The 18964-nt window shown below is 48.7% G+C and carries 14 protein-coding genes; 10 read left to right on the top strand and 4 right to left on the bottom strand.

The window, feature by feature from the left end; all coding sequences use genetic code 11:
* Positions 1 to 27: 27 nt before the first annotated feature.
* Positions 28 to 1824, bottom strand: coding sequence for an ATP-binding protein (locus CWC33_RS04770; RefSeq protein ID WP_100690998.1), 1797 nt, complete (start codon positions 1822 to 1824; stop codon positions 28 to 30).
* Positions 1825 to 2137: 313 nt separating this feature from the next.
* Here CWC33_RS04770 and CWC33_RS04765 point away from each other — a divergent pair, with 313 nt between their 5' ends.
* The 6 genes from CWC33_RS04765 to tmpT all read left to right on the top strand — a co-directional run bounded on the left by CWC33_RS04765 (position 2138) and on the right by tmpT (position 10455).
* Positions 2138 to 5857, top strand: a complete 3720-nt coding sequence (locus tag CWC33_RS04765) for a nitrate reductase subunit alpha (protein ID WP_100690997.1) — start codon at positions 2138 to 2140, stop codon at positions 5855 to 5857.
* A gap of 20 nt (positions 5858 to 5877) precedes the next feature.
* Complete coding sequence (gene narH, locus CWC33_RS04760) at positions 5878 to 7413, top strand: nitrate reductase subunit beta (RefSeq protein WP_100690996.1); 1536 nt, start codon at positions 5878 to 5880, stop codon at positions 7411 to 7413.
* Between the two features lie 4 nt (positions 7414 to 7417).
* Positions 7418 to 8176 (top strand): nitrate reductase molybdenum cofactor assembly chaperone, encoded by a 759-nt coding sequence (gene narJ / locus CWC33_RS04755; RefSeq protein ID WP_100690995.1) that lies wholly within the window; start codon positions 7418 to 7420, stop codon positions 8174 to 8176.
* Positions 8177 to 8186: 10 nt separating this feature from the next.
* The gene (narI, locus tag CWC33_RS04750; protein WP_100690994.1) at positions 8187 to 8912 is read left to right on the top strand and encodes a respiratory nitrate reductase subunit gamma; all 726 of its coding nucleotides are present in this window, start codon (positions 8187 to 8189) and stop codon (positions 8910 to 8912) included.
* Between the two features lie 43 nt (positions 8913 to 8955).
* Positions 8956 to 9723 (top strand): peptidylprolyl isomerase, encoded by a 768-nt coding sequence (locus CWC33_RS04745; RefSeq protein WP_100690993.1) that lies wholly within the window; start codon positions 8956 to 8958, stop codon positions 9721 to 9723.
* 93 nt (positions 9724 to 9816) lie between these two features.
* Positions 9817 to 10455 carry a thiopurine S-methyltransferase gene (tmpT, locus tag CWC33_RS04740; protein WP_100690992.1) on the top strand — a complete coding sequence of 213 codons (639 nt, stop codon included), beginning with the start codon at positions 9817 to 9819 and terminating at the stop codon, positions 10453 to 10455.
* A 7-nt stretch (positions 10456 to 10462) separates the two neighbouring features.
* Here the strand turns inward: tmpT and CWC33_RS04735 are convergent, their stop codons facing one another.
* The 3 genes from CWC33_RS04735 to CWC33_RS04725 form a co-directional block, all read right to left on the bottom strand.
* A complete protein-coding gene (locus CWC33_RS04735) occupies positions 10463 to 10735 on the bottom strand; it encodes a hypothetical protein (RefSeq protein WP_100690991.1) in 273 nt (90 codons plus the stop codon).
* Positions 10732 to 11841, bottom strand: a complete 1110-nt coding sequence (locus CWC33_RS04730; RefSeq protein ID WP_100690990.1) for a methyl-accepting chemotaxis protein — start codon at positions 11839 to 11841, stop codon at positions 10732 to 10734. The genes CWC33_RS04735 and CWC33_RS04730 overlap by 4 nt, the downstream gene beginning before the upstream one ends.
* 61 nt (positions 11842 to 11902) lie before the next feature.
* Positions 11903 to 14143 carry a nitric-oxide reductase large subunit gene (locus tag CWC33_RS04725; RefSeq protein WP_100690989.1) on the bottom strand — a complete coding sequence of 747 codons (2241 nt, stop codon included), beginning with the start codon at positions 14141 to 14143 and terminating at the stop codon, positions 11903 to 11905.
* A 348-nt stretch (positions 14144 to 14491) separates the two neighbouring features.
* On the opposite strand from CWC33_RS04725, the gene nrdG reads away from it, so the two are divergent.
* The 4 genes from nrdG (at position 14492) to nhaD (ending at position 18784) form a co-directional block, all read left to right on the top strand.
* Entirely contained in the window at positions 14492 to 14965 is a 474-nt protein-coding gene (gene nrdG, locus CWC33_RS04720) for an anaerobic ribonucleoside-triphosphate reductase activating protein (RefSeq protein ID WP_100690988.1), read from the top strand.
* Between the two features lie 2 nt (positions 14966 to 14967).
* Complete coding sequence (nrdD, locus tag CWC33_RS04715) at positions 14968 to 16806, top strand: anaerobic ribonucleoside-triphosphate reductase (RefSeq protein ID WP_100690987.1); 1839 nt, start codon at positions 14968 to 14970, stop codon at positions 16804 to 16806.
* Between the two features lie 110 nt (positions 16807 to 16916).
* Positions 16917 to 17321 (top strand): ribonucleotide reductase subunit alpha, encoded by a 405-nt coding sequence (locus CWC33_RS04710; protein WP_100692273.1) that lies wholly within the window; start codon positions 16917 to 16919, stop codon positions 17319 to 17321.
* A gap of 29 nt (positions 17322 to 17350) precedes the next feature.
* Complete coding sequence (gene nhaD / locus CWC33_RS04705) at positions 17351 to 18784, top strand: sodium:proton antiporter NhaD (protein ID WP_100692272.1); 1434 nt, start codon at positions 17351 to 17353, stop codon at positions 18782 to 18784.
* The last annotated feature ends 180 nt before the right edge of the window (positions 18785 to 18964 follow it).

Genomic DNA, 18964 nt, shown 5'->3' with positions numbered 1-18964 from the left:
AAGCCTTGGGTTTATTGTGGGCGCATCCTACTGCAACAAATAATCCGGAGTAAAGGTAAAGAAGACTTCGGTGCCACCGCTTTCGAGTCGTTGCAGACGAATGTCGCCGCCGAGGTTACGGCTGCGCTCTTGCATAATTGCCAGACCGTAGTGGTTAATTTTTTCGGCGTTTTCAGGCAGGCCAATGCCGTTGTCACGAATGTGCAGCTCAACATCTTGTCCGCTTGGCTGTGACAGCGTAATGCTGACTTCGGTGCCTTCGCTATGGTTGATGGCGTTTTGACTGGCTTCGCGAATAATCTGTAGTAGATGAATTTCTTCGTGCGGCGCTAGTGGAATATTGTTCAGGCGATAGTCCAAATTAATGGCCATGTCGCTTTGTTCTGAGAACTGTTTCACTGTGGTTTGCAGCGCGTTGTACAATCCAGAGCCATCGACTTTCAGGCGGAAGGTGGTCAGCAGTTCGCGCAACTGGCGGTAGGCGGCATTCAGGCCTTCGCGCAGTTCATTGCTCACATCGTCAATGGTGTCACGGTCGTCCTTATCGACGGCTTTATGCAGCCGTGTTACCTGAATTTTTAAGTACGACAATGCCTGCGCTAGCGAGTCATGGAGCTCACGCGCAATAACCGTACGTTCGTGCATCAGTGCCAGGCGGCGCACTTGCTCTTCTTCAGACTTAAGACTTTGCGACAAGGCCAGTTGGTCGGCGGTTGAGCTCATAAGCTGTTGCTGCCAGGTCGCTAGTGGTTCTGTTGGGTCACAGCGTACTATTAATACGCCGTAGTTTTGGTCTTCGCGTTTTAACACAAAGCGATAGACCATTTTGTCTTCAATAACCGACGCACCCGGGCCGGCTTTTATGCAGGTAGCGCAGTCGCCGGCTTCACAGGGCTCATGAGAATTTGGGCGTGGCTGCAACTGCAGGAACGGGCGATTACCTTCTTCGGTCAGCAGGCACAGCTCAATGTCCTCAACTTCGCCCACTTCGTAAAGTTTCTCGATAACTTCCTGGTAATTGTTGTAGTCGTAACTGTGTTCAATAATAGAGCGCGCAGTGTCGTACAAGAACGACAGCACTTTGTTTTTACGCGACAGCTCTTCGGTTTGCTGCTCGACGCGGCGCTCCAGTCCGCCGTAAAAGTAGCTGACGGTTTCTGACATTTTATTCAGTGTGCGTGCCAGCTGGCCAATTTCGTCGTTGTTATTAAGCTTGGACTTGGCGGTAAAGTCACCGCGACCTAAGCGCTTAGACACTGACAATAAGTGCGTTAGCGGTTCGTCGATTTTGCGTTTTAATACGGTCAGCAAGAAGAAAAACACTGCCACAATAATAAAGGAGGCCAGCGCCAATGCACTGCGGACACTTTCCATTCTGTGTTCGGAATGCTCCTGCAACATACCCACGAGTTCATCAAGCTGGTCGACATAAATACTAATTCGCTGTGAATCACTGTCAGAAAGTTGTGAATAGCCTCGCTCTTGCGCGTCTCGAGCAATACCTTGCCATTCCTGTTTTACCTGCAGGGCGTAATTTTCGAGGTCTGTGCTGGCTTTAGCGAAATGGCGATTCAGAAGTGGCTTTTCCCACAGGCCTTCAATTTTTTCGACAGTAGCCTGGGCTTGTGCCGGTTGATCATTAGAAAGTTCGGTCGCGAACTTGTAGGCGTGCATGCGCATGGAGCCTGCAACGTTAATAAGCTCGGCGTCCTGCTCGGATTTTTCCAACAACCAGAAAGCTGATAAAGAGGATGCGCTGGCGACAATCACAATAATCGCGAGGGATATTCGAAAGACATTAATGATTGAGGCATTACGCAGCATAAATAACCAGCGTTCCGTTTTTAAAAATACAGGACAATGATATAGCAACAGTGGGTAGAGAAACAACGATTGGTAACTTTGGGCTACCTCTTTTTTACCACTTTGTAGGGTAGGTGATAACCATTCTCAAGTAGATTTAAAAAAAGTCTTGTAAATCAATAGGTGCAGTTTAAATGCATATACCACCTTAGTGGTAGTTTTTGTTTTTAATCAATAGGTTAGCTCGGTTCGGTGGGTGGCAAGTCAAGGAAAGATGGCGCAAACTTCAGCCTACGTGATTATTAATGTTAGGCGTGGACTGGGAGTCTGAATTATGAGTCGTCTACTCGAAAAACTGCGTTTTTTTAAAACGCACAAAGAACCATTTGCCGACGGTCACGGTGTCACCACCGACGAAGACCGCGCTTGGGAGCAAGGTTATCGGCAACGTTGGCAGCATGACAAAGTGGTACGTTCTACCCACGGGGTAAACTGTACCGGTTCGTGCAGCTGGAAAATTTATGTCAAAGACGGTTTGGTTACCTGGGAAACCCAGCAAACCGACTATCCGCGTACACGTCCTGACCTACCAAACCATGAGCCTCGCGGCTGTCCTCGTGGTGCGAGCTATTCGTGGTACATCTACAGCGCCAACCGCTTAAAGTATCCAAAAGTGCGGCAGCAGTTGATGTCGTTATGGCGCGAAGCGAAAGAAAAGCATAAAGACCCGGTCAAAGCCTGGGAGTCAATCGTTACTGATCCGGCCAAAGCGAAAAGCTACAAGCAAGCACGTGGTATGGGCGGCTTTATTCGTGCCAGCTGGCAGGAAGTGAACGAAATTATCGCTGCATCTAACGTGTACACGGCAAAAGAATACGGTCCTGACCGCATAACTGGCTTTTCGCCAATTCCTGCTATGTCGATGGTGTCATACGCTGCCGGCGCACGTTATCTGTCTCTTATTGGTGGTAACTGCTTAAGTTTCTACGACTGGTACTGTGACTTACCGCCGTCTTCACCTCAAGTGTGGGGCGAGCAAACCGACGTGCCGGAGTCAGCGGACTGGTACAACTCCAACTACATTATTGCCTGGGGTTCTAACGTACCGCAAACGCGTACACCGGACGCTCACTTCTTTACCGAAGTGCGTTACAAAGGTACGAAAACCTGTGTTATTACGTCGGACTATTCCGAAGCTTCAAAGTTTGGTGATACCTGGTTAGCCCCTCGTCAGGGTACCGACTCAGCACTGGCCATGGCCTTTGGGCACGTCATTCTGAAAGAATTCTACGTGAACAAGCAAAGCCAGTATTTCCACGACTATGTGACGCGCTACACCGACATGCCAATGCTGGTTATGTTGGAGCCGGGCGAAAAAGTCTTGAATCAGGGCCGTTTCCTGCGCGCTGCTGACTTGGTCGACAATCTGGGCGAAGACAATAACCCAGACTGGAAAACCATTGCTATTAACAGTGACGATCAGCGTTTAACCAGCCCGAACGGTGCTATCGGTTATCGCTGGGGTGAAAAAGGCAAGTGGAACCTGGAGCAGAAAGATAAGAAAGGCGACGTTGGCCTGCAATTGTCATTAAAAGACAACCACGATGACATTGTGGAAGTGGGCTTCCCATACTTCGGTAATGCACCGCACGAGTATGAATATTTCCAACATACCAACCACGACGAAGTTCAGGTTCGCAAAATTCCGGCCAAAAAGGTTGAGCTGGCGAACGGTGAGACCGCTTACGTTGCGACCGTCTTCGACTTAATGCTGGCGCAGTACGGTGTCGACAATGGCATTGGTGACGAAAATCGTGCCAAAGACTACAGCGACGATGTGCCTTACACGCCGGCATGGCAAGAGCAAATTACTGGCGTTAAACCTGAAGACGTTATTCGCGTGGCAACCGAGTTTGGTCGCAATGCGGACAAAACGAAAGGTCGCTCCATGGTTATCGTGGGTGCCGGTATCAACCACTGGTACCACATGGACATGAGCTATCGCGGCATGATCAACATGCTGATGATGTGTGGCTGTATCGGTCAGTCTGGCGGCGGCTGGGCTCATTACGTGGGTCAGGAAAAACTGCGTCCACAAACCGGCTGGCAACCGCTGGCATTTGGTCTGGACTGGCAGCGTCCACCTCGCCACATGAACGGTACTTCGTTCTTCTACAACCACTCGAGCCAATGGCGTTATGAGAAGCTCGACATGAGCGAAGTGGTGTCGCCGCTTGCCAACAAAGACAAGTGGAACAGCACGATTCTGGACTACAACACCCGCGCTGAGCGTATGGGTTGGTTGCCGTCTGCGCCACAACTCAGTACTAACCCGCTGGGCTTGGTTAAAGCGGCGGAAGAAGCTGGTATGGATGTAAAAGATTATGTGGTTGATCAACTGAAAAAAGGCGACCTGAAGTTTGCCTGTCAGCAACCGGATGATCCGAAAAACTTCCCGCGTAACTTATTTATCTGGCGTTCAAACCTGTTGGGTTCGTCCGGTAAAGGTCATGAGTACATGCTCAAGCACTTACTCGGCACCAAGCATGGTCTATTAGGTAAAGACTTAGGCGAGTTCGGTGGTAAGAAACCGGAAGACGTGGAATGGGTAGACGAAGCGCCGGAAGGTAAAATCGACCTGTTAACCACACTCGATTTCCGTATGTCGACTACCTGTCTGTATTCAGACATTGTTCTGCCAACAGCGACCTGGTACGAAAAAGACGACATGAATACCTCGGATATGCATCCGTTTATTCACCCATTAACAGCCGCGGTCGACCCGGTTTGGGAAGCTCAGTCTGACTGGGACATCTTTAAAGGCATCGCGAAGAACTTCTCGAAAATGAGTCAAGGTCATCTGGGCGTTGAACAAGATGTGGTAACGGTACCGTTACAGCACGACTCGCCGGGTGAATTAGCACAGCCATACGGTGGTAAAGCGTGGTGGAAAGGCGAATGTGAAGCCATTCCGGGTAAAACCATGCCGAACATTACGGTGGTTGAGCGTGATTATCCGAACACCTATCACCGCTTTACCTCGCTCGGTCCATTGATGGAGAAACTGGGCAACGGTGGTAAAGGCATTAGCTGGGACACCAAAGAAGAAGTGGAATTCCTTGGCAAGTTGAACCGCAGACATGTGGAAGAAGGTGCCAACCAAGGTCGTCCGAAGATTGAATCGGCGATAGATGCCTGCGAAACGATTTTGTCGCTGGCGCCTGAAACTAATGGTCATGTTGCTGTTAAAGCCTGGGCGGCACTGGGTGAGCTGACAGGGCGTGATCACACACACCTGGCGAAGCCGAAGGAAGAAGAGAAAATCCGCTTCCGCGATATCGTTGCACAGCCACGCAAGATCATTTCGTCACCGACCTGGTCAGGTCTGGAAGATGAGCACGTGTCTTACAACGCTGGTTACACCAACGTTCATGAGCTGATTCCATGGCGCACCATTACCGGTCGTCAGCAGTTCTATCAGGACCATGAATGGATGCTGGACTTTGGTGAGAGCCTTTGTGCGTATAAGCCACCGATTAACCTGAAAACGGTTGCCCCGGTGCTGAACAAGCGCCAGAACGGCAATAAAGAAATTGTACTGAACTGGATTACACCGCACCAGAAGTGGGGTATCCACAGTACTTACTCCGACAACCTGATTATGCAGACCTTGTCACGCGGTGGCCCGATCGTCTGGATAAGTGAAATCGACGCGAAAGCGGCCGGTATTGAAGATAACGATTGGATGGAAATCTTTAACGTTAACGGTTCAATCTGTGCTCGTGCGGTGGTTTCGCAGCGCGTACCAGAGGGTATGAGCATGATGTATCACGCCCAGGAGCGTATTTTGAATATGCCGGGCTCTGAGCTGACCGGTACCCGCGGTGGTATCCACAACTCAGTAACGCGTGTGGTCATGAAGCCAACCCATATGATTGGTGGTTATGCACAACAGGCGTACGGCTTTAACTACTACGGGACAGTAGGCTGTAACCGCGATGAATTCGTGGTGGTCCGCAAGATGGACAAAGTCGACTTCCTGGATACTGAATAATTCGGAGTGAGGACAACACGATGAAAGTAAGAGCTCAAATTGGCATGGTGCTGAATTTGGACAAGTGTATCGGCTGTCATACTTGCTCCATCACCTGCAAAAACGTATGGACCTCTCGCGAAGGGGTCGAATATGCCTGGTTTAACAACGTAGAAACCAAGCCCGGCATTGGTTTCCCGAAAGAATGGGAAAACCAGGACAAATGGAACGGCGGATGGTCGCGCAATAAAAAAGGCAATCTGGAGCTAAAAATTGGTAGTAAACGCCGCGTTTTGGCGAATATTTTTGGTAACCCGGACTTACCTGAAATTGACGATTACTATGAGCCGTTTGAATTCGATTACCAACACTTGCACACGGCGAAGCCGAGCAAGCACCAACCGACTGCACGGCCGCGCTCACTGATCACCGGTAAGCGGATGCAGAAAGTTGAATGGGGTCCGAACTGGGAAGAAATTCTGGGTACGGAATTCGAAAAGCGTAAGAAAGACAAAAACTTTGACGACGTGGTTCAAAAAGACATGTACGGTCAGTTTGAAAAGACCTTCATGATGTATTTACCACGTTTGTGCGAGCACTGTCTGAACCCGGCGTGTGTGGCGGCGTGCCCTTCGGGCGCTATCTATAAGCGTGAAGAAGACGGTATTGTTCTGATTGACCAGGACAAATGTCGCGGCTGGCGCATGTGTGTATCGGGTTGCCCGTACAAGAAAATTTACTACAACTGGAAGACCGGCAAATCTGAAAAATGTACGTTCTGCTACCCGCGTATTGAAGCGGGTCAGCCAACCACATGTTCAGAAACCTGCGTCGGTCGTATCCGTTACTTAGGTGTACTGCTTTACGATGCGGACCGCATTGAAGAAGCTGCAAACACGCCAAACGAGCAAGACCTGTACGAAGAGCAGTTGGGTATTTTCTTAGACCCGCATGACCCTGAAGTTCAGGAAGCGGCGCGTAAGGAAGGCATCGCTGAAAACTGGATTAAAGCCGCACAGCGCTCACCGGTTTACATGATGGCGATGCAATGGAAAGTGGCACTGCCACTGCACCCCGAGTACCGCACACTGCCTATGGTTTGGTATGTACCACCGCTGTCGCCAATTCAAAGTGCAGTTGAAGCAGGCCATGTCGGCATGGACGGTGAAATTCCGGACTTGAAGTCGCTGCGTATTCCGCTGCGTTATCTGGCGAACTTGCTAACTGCGGGCGACGAGAAGCCAATTATTCGGGCGTTAGAGCGAATGATTGCGATGCGCTCTTACATGCGCTCGCAGCATGTGGACGGTGTTGAAGACTTAAATGTACTGAAGCAAGTAGGCTTGAGTAAAAACCAAGTTGAAGAAATGTATCGCTACATGGCGCTGGCTGACTTTGAAGATCGCTTTGTGATTCCGACCAGCCACCGTGCGTATGCTGAAAACGCGTATGACGTTAAAGGCGGCTGCGGCTTTAGCTTCGGCAACGGCTGTAGCGATGGTAACAACGGTGTGAACCTGTTCGGCGCGAAGAAACAAAGTGTTCGCCAGGTCATTCCTGTGACCATGAAGGAGTAATCAGATGCAAGTTTTACAGGTTATTTCTTTATTATTGGACTACCCAAAACCCGAGCTTATTGAAGCTCGGGCAGACTTGGAAGCCATGGTCCAGCAATCACCATTAGCAGCGGGCGATAAAGCGGCGTTAATGGAGTTTCTGCAAACGCGCTGCGACATGAGCTTAATGGACTGGCAGTCGGAGTACGACAGCTTGTTTGAGCGTGGTCGAGCCTTGTCATTGCTGCTGTTCGAACACGTGCATGGCGAGTCGCGTGACCGCGGTCAGGCCATGGTCGATCTGAACAACCAGTACAAGCAAGCCGGTTTGGAACTGGGCGTTAAAGAGTTGCCCGATTACATTCCTTTGTATTTGGAGTTTTTATCGACCCAGGGTGACGAAAATGCGCGCTTAGGCTTAGAAGAAGTGGCGCATATTCTGGCGCTTCTGACGGCTCGCCTTGAACAGCGCGGCAGTAATTACTCACTGTTGTTTGAAGTGCTACTGCACGTGTCGGGTATTGATATCGACCTTGACGATGTGCGTCGTCAAATCGCCGATGAAAAACGTGACGACACGGCGAGAGAATTGGACAAAGTGTGGGAAGAGGAAGCGGTGACTTTCACTGGCAATGACCAAACCAATGGCTGCCCAAGCGCGCAAAGCCGCCCGTCGGAAGGTCAGCGTCGCGATCAGTACGTGCCGTTTAACACGGATGACTTAATGCAGTCAGGTCAATCGCAACCGGTTCAGACACAGCCAAGAAAAGTTTCAGGCATTTAAGGAGAGCATCATGGATTACATAAATATGTTGGCCTTCGGCGTATATCCTTATATTGCCCTGGCTGTATTTTTTATCGGAACGTGGATTCGTTACGACCGCGAACAGTACACCTGGAAGACCAGTTCCAGCCAAATGCTGGAGAGCAAGCAACTGCGCAAAGGTAGCTTGCCGTTCCACATTGGTATTATTGGTATTTTCTTCGGTCACTTAGTTGGGTTATTAACGCCGAAGCCTGTCTGGCATATGTTGGGTGTTAGTAATGAGTTCAAGCAATGGGTTGCTATTGTTATGGGCGGCATATTTGGACTCATTTGCTTGTATGGGTTAGTTATTTTAATTAACCGACGCATGAATATTGAGCGTGTAAGAATCAATAGCTCGAAAATGGACATTTTATTGCTTTGGATTCTCTTTGCTCAATTAGCACTGGGGCTTATCTCAATTTACTATTCTACGATGCACGTTGTTCATGGCGCAGAGGGTGAAAAAGCAGGCGTTATGCTGATGCTTATGAGTTGGGCTCAAAACATCGTTACGCTAGATCCTGTTGAGTCGGTGGCGGCTATTTCTAACCCTCAAATAGAGTGGGTATTTAAGCTGCATGTGTTCTTGGGAATGACCATCTTCTTAATCTTCCCATTCACACGTCTGGTGCATATGTTCAGTGTGCCGGTACAGTACATTACTCGCCAGCACCAGGTTGTACGCAAGAAGTTTGCTAAACCGACGTATTAAGTGATTGAACGAGAGGGGGCAACGCCCCCTCGAGGAAGTAATAATGATTCAAGTTAATCAAACGGAAATTCCGGAAAAAATGATTCTGGAAGAAATGCAGTATCATCCGGCAGAAACGCGTGAAGAAGCCATGGCGAAAGCAGCGGAAGCGCTGGTCATTGGTGAACTGTTTAAACAGCGTGCTAATGACTTAGGTATAGAAGTGCTGGATGACACAGCTGACGGTGGCAGTGACGATTTTATCGAGAAACTGATTGATCGTGAGGTTGCTCGTCCCGAAGCCGACGAACAAGCCTGTCGTCAGTATTTTGAGCAAAACCCGGAGCGCTTTAAAACGTCACCCATTGTTGAAGCTCGACATATCCTGTTGGCAGCCGCACCGGACGACGACTTAGAGCGTGTTAATGCCAAGCGTATGGCAGAGCAGTTAATTGAAGAGCTCAAGCAAGGCCACGACTTTGCTCAGTTAGCGCGTCAGTACTCTTCGTGCCCGTCTAAAGAAACCGATGGTAACCTAGGGCAACTGAGTCGCGGGCAAACCGTTCCTGAGTTTGAGCGCCAGTTATTTACTGCCGAACTGGGCGTGATGAAATATCCGGTTGAAAGCCGTTATGGCTTTCACGTTGTCAGCGTGGATCATAAAATCGACGGCAAACCGTTACCTTATGACGCTGTTCGCGACAAAATTGCTGAGTATCTGGAAGAAAAAGTGCATCGTAAAGCGGTGTCACAATATATTCAGGCATTGGCAAATGAAGCGGATATTAAAGGTTTTGATTTTGTCAGTACCGGGTCACCGCTGTTACAGTAAGGCCCAGTAATGCTGGATTTTTAACGTATTTAAAGGCACCCTTCGTGGGTGCTTTTTTATTGGTAGTAACCGTTTTTAAGGTAAGGAGTCACCATGGAAGCCAGCTTTTGGCATGAACGATGGGAAAATCAGCAAATTGGCTTTCACCGTCCGGAAGCTCACGAGATGCTGCGGCGCTATTTTAAGAAAGTTGCCAAGCCGGGTGCGACAGTATTTGTGCCGCTGTGCGGTAAATCAAACGACATGCTGTGGCTATTAGATAACTGCTACCGGGTGTTTGGTATTGAGCTGAGCGACCTTGCAGTAAAGCAGTTTTTCAGTGACAACGACTTAACGCCGACGGTGACGCAAAAGGGTAAGTTCAAAGAATACGCACTGGGTGAGCTGGTCATTTGGGTGGGGGACTTCTTTGAGTTGACCGGCAAAGATTTAGCCGATGTTGACGCCTGGTATGATCGCGCTGCCATGGTGGCGTTACCGCCGGAAATGCGTAGACACTACGTGAAGCAGTTAAGCGAGCAATTGCCTGAACGTGCTCAGGGCTTATTAATAACTTTACAGTACCCCGCGGGGTTCCGCGAAGGCCCTCCTTTTTCGGTCAGTGAAGGCGAAGTGGAATCAGGGTTTGGTCAGCGTTTTAGCATTGAGCAACTCGAGTCTGATGAAGGCATCTTGAATGGCGAGAAGCCCGAAGATAACCCGGTGACAGAGCAAGTTTATCAACTCACTTAAAAGCCAGTTACATTAAGCTGTTACGTCGTAATATCTTCTCAGTGCGGCGTGCCAGCTTTTCCATGAAAACTAAGTCTGCCAGAGTCGGGTCAGCAAGGTCATTGTCTAAGTCGGCCTGCCACTGGCTAACTTCCGCATCCAACATTTCCATCATCTTTTTCGAGCAGCCGCGACAAATACCCTGACACATATCCGCTTCTTTTAAGCCAAAAGGAATGTGTTCGCGAATGACGTTCAACAGCTGGTACATCGCGGTTTTAGTATCGGGTTTGCGGCTCATACATCCTCCAGTAAACTCTCCGACATAATGCGAATGTGATGGCTCACGTCGCGGTTGTATTGTTCCATTTTCTCGAGCTGCTCGCGGGCCAGTAGAGTATTTTCTGCTTTCACGGCATCGACAACGGCTTGCGCCGATTCATGGACACGGTCATGAGGCGCTTCAATAGCCTGATAGCTTTTATGTGCCTTAAACCTCTCTCGGAACAGCTCCGAATAATACCAGCGACCAATGCCACACTCGTCAGAGTCAACAACATTGCATTTGTCAGCGGCTAAGGTGCCTAAATACACACGATAGACGTCCATCCGCAGTTGCATTTCTTCAATATTGGCCAGCTCAATTTGTGCCAACAACGCACTGTTAGAGATACTGCCGCCCAGTTGCTTGATGTGCGTATTTTCTTCGGCGAGAGACGATAAATAATGCTTTGTCGACTCAATATTTTCACGCGTGGTCTGCATGGCTTCAACACTCAGAGCATGACTTGAGTCAACGCCCTGTACAATTTGTCCGACTTTATCGTTAATTCGGTCGGTCAGTTCCGTTGTACGTTGAGAAAGGGCCCTGACTTCATTAGCGACCACGGTAAAGCCTCGACCATGTTCACCGGCTCGCGCAGCTTCGATATTGGCATTCAAACTCAGTAGATTAGTGGTCTCCGCAACACCACGGACATCGCCGCTGGTTTGCTCAATTTCCTGAGTGTGCCCCTTTAACGCGGCGATACTTTCTGAAGTCGACTCTATATCATTAACAATGGACGACAAGTTGCCGACCACAGCAGACATTGTGGACTCACCCGACTGGTTGTTTTGGTCAATGGTAAGAATGGTTTCCCGTTCACTCTGTAGTAAATCGCTGAGCTGTGAAAAGGTGTTTTGGTAACCCGCTAGTGACTCGGTGAAATTCTCAATAAAAGTCAGGCGTTGACGATAGTCGTTGAGTTCGGTTTGCTGTTGCGAAACGACTTGCTGAGCCGATTCTAATTGTCCTGACAGCGAGGTGTTTTCTGCTTCAAGTTGTGCGATACGCTGACGCAACTGAGACTGAGTCGATGAACATTGATGACTGCGGACATACCCTAATTTTTCGATTAACTGCATGGAACCTCCAAAAACAAAAACCAAGCTTCCACAAGTTTGCAGAAGCTTGGTTTATTAAGGGTTAAGCAGATTTATGCTTTAAGCCTTTTATCACTTGCCAGCTGACGCCCAGGGCACCGACAATGAAGACCATGTCGCCAAGGGTACGGAACCAACGCAGGTTCTGTAGCAGAGGCTGTTGCATGAAGGCTTCACTGCGTGCGTACCATAAACCTTCAGTCGCAGCCGCGTAGAACTGGATGAAACCGACTGGCAGCAAGCTGGTGAAGAGCATTAGTACTAAGCCAATGTTCATGGTCCAGAAGGCCATTTTCATCAGTTTTTCGTCGAACTGCAGGTTAGGACGAATGTAGCGCAGTATCAGCAATACAAAGCCTAGTGCCAGGAATCCGTACACGCCGAATAGAGCCGCGTGTGCGTGAGTAGGCGTGGTGTTCAGACCTTGCACGTAGTACAGCGAAATAGGCGGGTTGATCATGAAGCCTAATACGCCGGCGCCTAACATGTTCCAGAACGCAACGGCAACGAAGCACAGCAGTGGCCACTTAATGCGTTGCATCCAGTCAGCACGTTTTTGCAGGCTGTAGTTTTCCCACGCTTCATAGCCCAGTACAATCAGCGGTACCACTTCTAACGCAGAGAAAGTTGCGCCCACGGCCATAACCGGTGTGGTTGTGCCCGCGAAGTACAAGTGGTGGAAGGTACCTGGTACACCACCAAGCATGAACAGCGACGCTGATGCCAGCGCAGCAACGGTTGCCATGCGGCGGGAGACTAAGCCCATGCTGTGGAAAATAAAGGCCAGTGAGGCAGTGGCAAATACTTCGAAGAAGCCTTCTACCCACAGGTGAACAATCCACCAGCGCCAGTATTCCATGATAGAAATGTGAGTGCGCTCACCGTAGAAGAAGCCGGCTCCATAGAATAGGCCAATAGCGACGACCGAGGCAGTGAATAGTGCCAGTAAGTTCTTGTCGCCTTTTTCTTTAAACGCACCAACAACACAACGCATCATGAGGACTAACCAGAATACGATGCCCAGGAACTTACCAATTTGCCATAGGCGACCTAAGTCGACGTACTCATAACCCTGATGGCCTAACCAGAAGTTCAGGTGTTCTGGCATGATTTGCGCAATCGCCAGCCAGTTACCGATAAAGGTACCCGCAACAACCAGAACCAGCGCCCAGAACAACACGTCCACGCCGAGTTTTTGGTATTTAGGATCTTTACCGCCGTTAATAATTGGCGCCAGGAATAAACCTGCGGCTAAGAACCCGGTCGCAATCCAGAACATAGCGGCCTGAATATGCCAGGTACGTGTCAGTGAGTAGGGGAACCACTCAGAGATATTGATGCCGTAGAACTCTTGCCCTTCAACAGTATAGTGAGCGGTTAAGCCACCCAATAAAACCTGTAAGCTAAACAACGCAACGACAATGAACAAATATTTACCCAGTGCTTTTTGCGAAGGAGTTAGCTTGACCTTAGAAATAGGATCGTGCTCCGGCGCAATCAGTTCCTCTTCTTCTTGGTCGCGTAAAAATGCCCACGCCCAAATCAGGAAGCCAATACCGGCAATTAAAAGAATGACACTGACAATAGACCAAATGATGTTTTCCGCGCTAGGCACGTTGTCTATCAGTGTCTCGTGTGGCCAGTTGTTGGTATAAGTGATATCGGCACCCGGGCGTTCAGTAGCAGCCGCCCATGCGGTCCAGAAAAAGAAATCATTCATTTGCGCACGACGCTCTGCCGAAGGTAATGTGTTTTCTTTCATCGCATAGCTGACGCGAGTAGGACGCAACTCAGGGTCGTCACTGAACAGTTTGGAGTAGTACTCACCGGTTTGCTCAATGGCCTGAATACGACGCTCGCTCAAAATAACTTCGTTTGAGCCTTTGTCGTATGTATTGGTGCGATACTCTTCTTTCAGTTCATACTCAAGCTGGTTTTGTTGAACACCGGTCAGCTTGTCATACGGCTTACCGAACACTTCTTGTGCACGAATGTCTAACCAGGCCAGCAGCTCACGGTGCAGCCAGTCCGCTGTCCAGTCAGGTGCCTGGTACGCACCATGGCCCCAAATAGAGCCTAACTGCATGCCGCCCACAGACTGCCATGCCGTTTGTCCGTCAAGAACCGACTCTTCGGTTGCAATGACGTTACCGTTGGTACTCACGAACTTGTCCGGAATAGGCGGTGCCTCCCGGTAAACTTCCGTTCCAAAATACCCTAAAACACCAAAAGTAATTGCAAGAACACCGATTAGTGTCCACCAAAGCTTACGATACCCGGCCATTGTTGACCTCCTTGATACCTCTGAACCACATCATGGGTTGTTACTCCCTCAAAAAAGAATGAATAGTGATGTTGATCTCACTGTCCCCATGCCTAGAGCAACTTCAATGCCAAGTTTTAATGTTTTGATTTTTATGGTCTTTTTTATTTTTAGGGTTCTTATGACTTAACTGGAAAGGGTTTTTTTTACTGTTAGGGTAAAAATAACCTAAAAGGTATTTTCTACCCCGTTAGAGGTATTCAACGTGTTTCTTGAGGTTGATCAATGCACAGTATTTTATGTTACCTATGCTAAGAAAACACAAGATATAGTGTTTTGTGCGTAAATTAATCCGATATATGGTGTTTCATGACGAGCTACCCACAACAGCTACATTACAGCTCTGAACAGGTTGTCTGGCAGGAAGTGCCGGATGAAGTGGCGTTAGCTTACACCATTACCGGTTGCCCTGTCGGGTGTAAAGGTTGTCATAGCGTGGACAGTTGGCCTGTCGGCAGCGGTTTAGCGTTAACCGAAGACTACTTGCAAGAGCGCCTGGCTATGTACAAAGGCCTCATTACGTGCGTGTTGTTTCTGGGTGGCGAATGGCAACCGGAAGCGCTGATAAAACACTTAAAACGAGTTCGCGCAGAAGGGTTGGAAACCTGTCTTTATACAGGCTACGAGGATGTCTCTCTGCGTATTAGGGAACAGTTGACGTACTTAAAAACCGGGCCATGGATAGCCGAAAAGGGTGGTTTAGAGAACCCCCACACCAATCAAAAATTTTATGACTTAAGAACAAAGCAGCTACTGAACTGCAAATTTCTGACAGGAGAATAATTATGTTGCGCTTAAACGACGACCAGGTTTCAGAAAAAGTAGACTTCATTGCGGACTATCTGAACGCACAAAATGCCGCAGACGGTTCGAAAATGGATGCCAACGCAAATGTTACGCAGAAGAACATTGCGACCTTAGAGGCTGAGTTAATGAAAGACTTTTTTGTGCAAGTGAACCGCAAGCAGGTCAGTAACAAAATTGCAGAGTTGTTCGACGACAGCTTAGCGAAAGAATACGTTCGTCAAATAGAAGATCATGAAATTTACGTGCACGACGAAACCAGCTTGAAGCCATATTGCGTGTCAGTGACGATGTACCCGTTTTTAACCGACGGTTTGACGAAGCTGGGTGGCGAGTCGCTGGCGCCTAAACACTTAGAGTCTTTTTGTGGCTCATTCGTCAACTTTGTTTTTGCCGTAAGCTCACAATACGCTGGCGCAGTAGCTACCGTCGAATTCTTAACCTACTTCGACTATTTCGCACGTAAGGACTATGGGGATGACTACCTAAATACGCACCGTAAGCAAATCGAAAATCATTTACAGCACGTTGTGTATGCGATTAACCAACCGGCAGCGGCACGTGGGTACCAAAGTGTGTTCTGGAATATTTCTGTGTATGACAAGCACTACTTTGACAGCATGTTTGGTGACTTCGTCTTCCCAAAAGACTTCAGTAAACCAAAATGGGAGACAGTGAGCGCTTTACAGGACTTCTTTTTAGACTGGTTTAATAAAGAGCGTGAAAAATCTATTTTGACCTTTCCGGTTGTGACCGTTGCGATGTTAACGGAAGAGGGCGCCTGTAAAGATCAGGTCTTCGCAAAGAAAATGGCGGCGGAATTAGCCAACGGTAACTCATTCTTTGTGTATTTGTCAGACAATGCCGACTCACTAGCGTCCTGCTGCCGTTTGCGCTCAGAAATTAGCGACAATACATTCTCTTACACCTTGGGTGCCGGCGGTGTTGCGACCGGATCGATTAATGTCATTACCATTAATATGAACCGCTTAGTGCAAGACGGCCGGAACTTGGAAGAAGAAATTAGCAAAATTCACAAGTATCAGGTGGCTTACCGTAAGCTGATGGAAGAATACAAAGACGCAGGTATGCTGACAGTGTATGACGCAGGCTTTATCAGCTTGGACAAACAATTCTTGACCATTGGTATTAACGGCATGGTCGAAGCTGCTGAGTCGCAAGGCATTAGAGCGAGCAATAATCCTGAGTACAAAAGCTTTGTAGAGCGTCACCTGAAAGTTATTTATGACGCCAATAAAGCCGCCAAGGCGGAATACGGCTACATGTTTAACACTGAGTTTGTGCCGGCGGAAAACTTAGGGGTTAAGAATGCAAAGTGGGACAAAGCGGACGGTTATAAAGTATCGCGTGACTGCTACAATTCGTACTTCTACGTCGTTGAGGACGACGAAACTAATGCTTTGGATAAGTTTGTGATGCACGGTAAGGAGTTGGTGGAATATTTGGACGGTGGCTCGGCATTGCACCTGAATATGGATGAAAAGCTGAATGCAACCGGCTACTTGTCATTGCTGAACATAGCCGCAAAAACTGGCTGTAATTATTTCTGTATTAACGTCAAAATCACTATTTGCAACGAGTGTGAGCACATCGACAAGCGCACGTTAAGTGAATGCTCCAGCTGTCATTCAGAGAATATTGACTACGGTACTCGAGTTATTGGCTACCTGAAGCGGGTTTCTGCATTCAGTGCGGGGCGTCGTAAAGAGCACGCTGCGCGTCACTATCATCGCGACGAAGCGAGCCAGGCCACTAACGGTGCGGCTCAGGCCAATATAGGGCTGCGTAAGGCAAGCTAAGTTGACACATCTACCCACAAAGAGGGAGTTAAGCTCCCTCTTTTTTGATGCATTCAAAAAGTGGTTTTGTGGTATTCTCCGCTCGCACTTCACGAATACGCGGTGACACCATGGAAATTACCAGTTATCAAGACTTTATCAATATGGCAAAACAACAACCTGAGCCACAAAGGCTACTGTTTGTTTTGGCCAAAGCTCAGCTACCTGAGCAACCCACTCAAATTCAGCAACAACAGTTTGAACAACAGGCCGGTGGCAACTTGGAGCCTGTATTGTGTGTCGACAAATTGCCCGAAGAAGTTGAGAGCTTCGATGTGCTTGTGGAAGAATCCAAACGTACCGATATTGACTGGGATATTGCTTTTGTCAGCGCAATGGATGGTCGTGGCGGACATCCTATTTCCAGTGACGAAGCCTCACAGCCCTTAGAAATGATGGTCCAGCAAATCCAAGCTGGCATGATCAAACACTTTTTAACTATTAACCGACAAGGAGAGTTGGTGCAAGTTATGTAGCTTGGCATAGCTTGCGCTCAATAAGCGCCATGACAAAATTACTGCTTACCGTCATTTCCCTGTTATTTTCGGTATCAGTACTGGCAGCAGAGCCCTCTGCTGACCGTATCGATTTGACCTCTTCCACCGTTGGCTACGCTGCCCTGATTATTTTCGCTCTTGCCTACATTTTGGTGATGGGTGAAGAAAAGCTCCATATGAGAAAATCCAAACCAGTGCTGGTTGCCGCCGGTGTTATCTGGATTCTCATTGGCGTTGTCTATACCGGGGAGCACGCGGCTTTAGCGGAGTCAGCATTTCGACATAACTTGTTAGAGTTTGCTGAATTGATGCTCTTCTTGCTGGTGGCAATGACTTATATCAATGCGATGGAAGAACGACGGTTGTTCGACGCATTGCGCGCCTGGCTTTTAAAGAAGGGCTTCAGTTACCGCAAGTTGTTCTGGATAACGGGTATTCTGGCCTTCTTTATTTCACCCGTTGCCGACAACTTAACTACCGCTTTATTGATGTGTGCTGTCGTTATGAAAGTGGCGCAAGACGACAAAAAATTTGTTGCCTTGTGCTGTGTCAGTATTGTTATTGCAGCCAACGCCGGTGGCGCTTTTAGCCCCTTTGGTGACATTACCACACTGATGGTTTGGCAAGCTGGGCAAGTGACGTTTACTGAATTTTTGCGGTTGTTCTTACCGTCCGTCGCAAACTACTTAATACCCGCACTTGTCATGAGTTTCTTTATTGAAAACAAGAAACCCAGCACGCTGCATACAGAAGTGGAATTGAAACGCGGCGCGTTGCGTATTACCTCATTATTCTTGCTCACCGTCGCGACCGCTGTTACTTGTCATATTTGGCTGCATCTGCCGCCGGTATTGGGCATGATGATGGGTCTGGGTTACTTACAGTTTTTCGGTTACTTCCTGCGTATGACCTTACCAGGCTCGTTAGCGCGTAAACGCGCCATGGCTGAGCGCGCCGGTGATCAGAAACGTTTAGAGCAGCTGGGATCCGTTGTGCCTTTTGACGTGTTTAGCCGGGTCTCCCGAGCCGAGTGGGATACCTTGCTGTTCTTCTACGGTATCGTGCTGTGCGTAGGTGGTTTAGGCTTTATGGGCTATTTGAGCCTGTTGTCGGAGTCATTGTACGGCGGAATGAGCGCCACCCTGGCAAACAGTATTTTAGGTATCGTGTCAGCGGTTATCGATAATATTCCGGTGATGTTCGCTGTGCTTTCGATGGAACCCGACATGTCACACGGCCAGTGGCTGCTCATTACCCTCACAGCTGGTACCGGTGGTAGCTTACTCTCCATTGGTTCAGCCGCTGGTGTTGCCTTAATGGGACAGGCTCGCGGCTACTACACCTTTGCCTCACACCTAAAATGGACACCCGTCATTGCACTAGGCTACATCGCCAGCATACTGCTGCACCTGTGGCTGAACGAAGCAACCTTCCATATATAGATAGGCTGGGGAAGGTAAGGGACTTTTTTGCGGTGAAAGCTTCCGACTCAGAGAGACGCCTGCAAGTACTTCCCTGTAAGGCTTGAGAGGCGCCATCCTTGGCGCCACACACTCTCTGAGTTGGAAGCTCTAACCAAGTGAACGTTTTCCCCTTACTCACCACTTCTTCTATGAGGTCAC

Origin of the sequence: Idiomarina sp. X4, assembly GCF_002808045.1 — a bacterium.
Lineage (GTDB): Bacteria > Pseudomonadota > Gammaproteobacteria > Enterobacterales > Alteromonadaceae > Idiomarina.
The sequence above is the reverse complement of the archived record's forward strand: the minus strand, read 5'-3'. Positions and strand labels throughout refer to the sequence as shown.

Coding starts and splice junctions, on each gene's coding strand:
- CWC33_RS04770 (WP_100690998.1), bottom strand. CDS start 1,824: ATGCTGCGTAATGCCTCAATCATTAATGTCTTTCGAATATCCCTCGCG.
- CWC33_RS04765 (WP_100690997.1), top strand. CDS start 2,138: ATGAGTCGTCTACTCGAAAAACTGCGTTTTTTTAAAACGCACAAAGAA.
- narH (WP_100690996.1), top strand. CDS start 5,878: ATGAAAGTAAGAGCTCAAATTGGCATGGTGCTGAATTTGGACAAGTGT.
- narJ (WP_100690995.1), top strand. CDS start 7,418: ATGCAAGTTTTACAGGTTATTTCTTTATTATTGGACTACCCAAAACCC.
- narI (WP_100690994.1), top strand. CDS start 8,187: ATGGATTACATAAATATGTTGGCCTTCGGCGTATATCCTTATATTGCC.
- CWC33_RS04745 (WP_100690993.1), top strand. CDS start 8,956: ATGATTCAAGTTAATCAAACGGAAATTCCGGAAAAAATGATTCTGGAA.
- tmpT (WP_100690992.1), top strand. CDS start 9,817: ATGGAAGCCAGCTTTTGGCATGAACGATGGGAAAATCAGCAAATTGGC.
- CWC33_RS04735 (WP_100690991.1), bottom strand. CDS start 10,735: ATGAGCCGCAAACCCGATACTAAAACCGCGATGTACCAGCTGTTGAAC.
- CWC33_RS04730 (WP_100690990.1), bottom strand. CDS start 11,841: ATGCAGTTAATCGAAAAATTAGGGTATGTCCGCAGTCATCAATGTTCA.
- CWC33_RS04725 (WP_100690989.1), bottom strand. CDS start 14,143: ATGGCCGGGTATCGTAAGCTTTGGTGGACACTAATCGGTGTTCTTGCA.
- nrdG (WP_100690988.1), top strand. CDS start 14,492: ATGACGAGCTACCCACAACAGCTACATTACAGCTCTGAACAGGTTGTC.
- nrdD (WP_100690987.1), top strand. CDS start 14,968: ATGTTGCGCTTAAACGACGACCAGGTTTCAGAAAAAGTAGACTTCATT.
- CWC33_RS04710 (WP_100692273.1), top strand. CDS start 16,917: ATGGAAATTACCAGTTATCAAGACTTTATCAATATGGCAAAACAACAA.
- nhaD (WP_100692272.1), top strand. CDS start 17,351: ATGACAAAATTACTGCTTACCGTCATTTCCCTGTTATTTTCGGTATCA.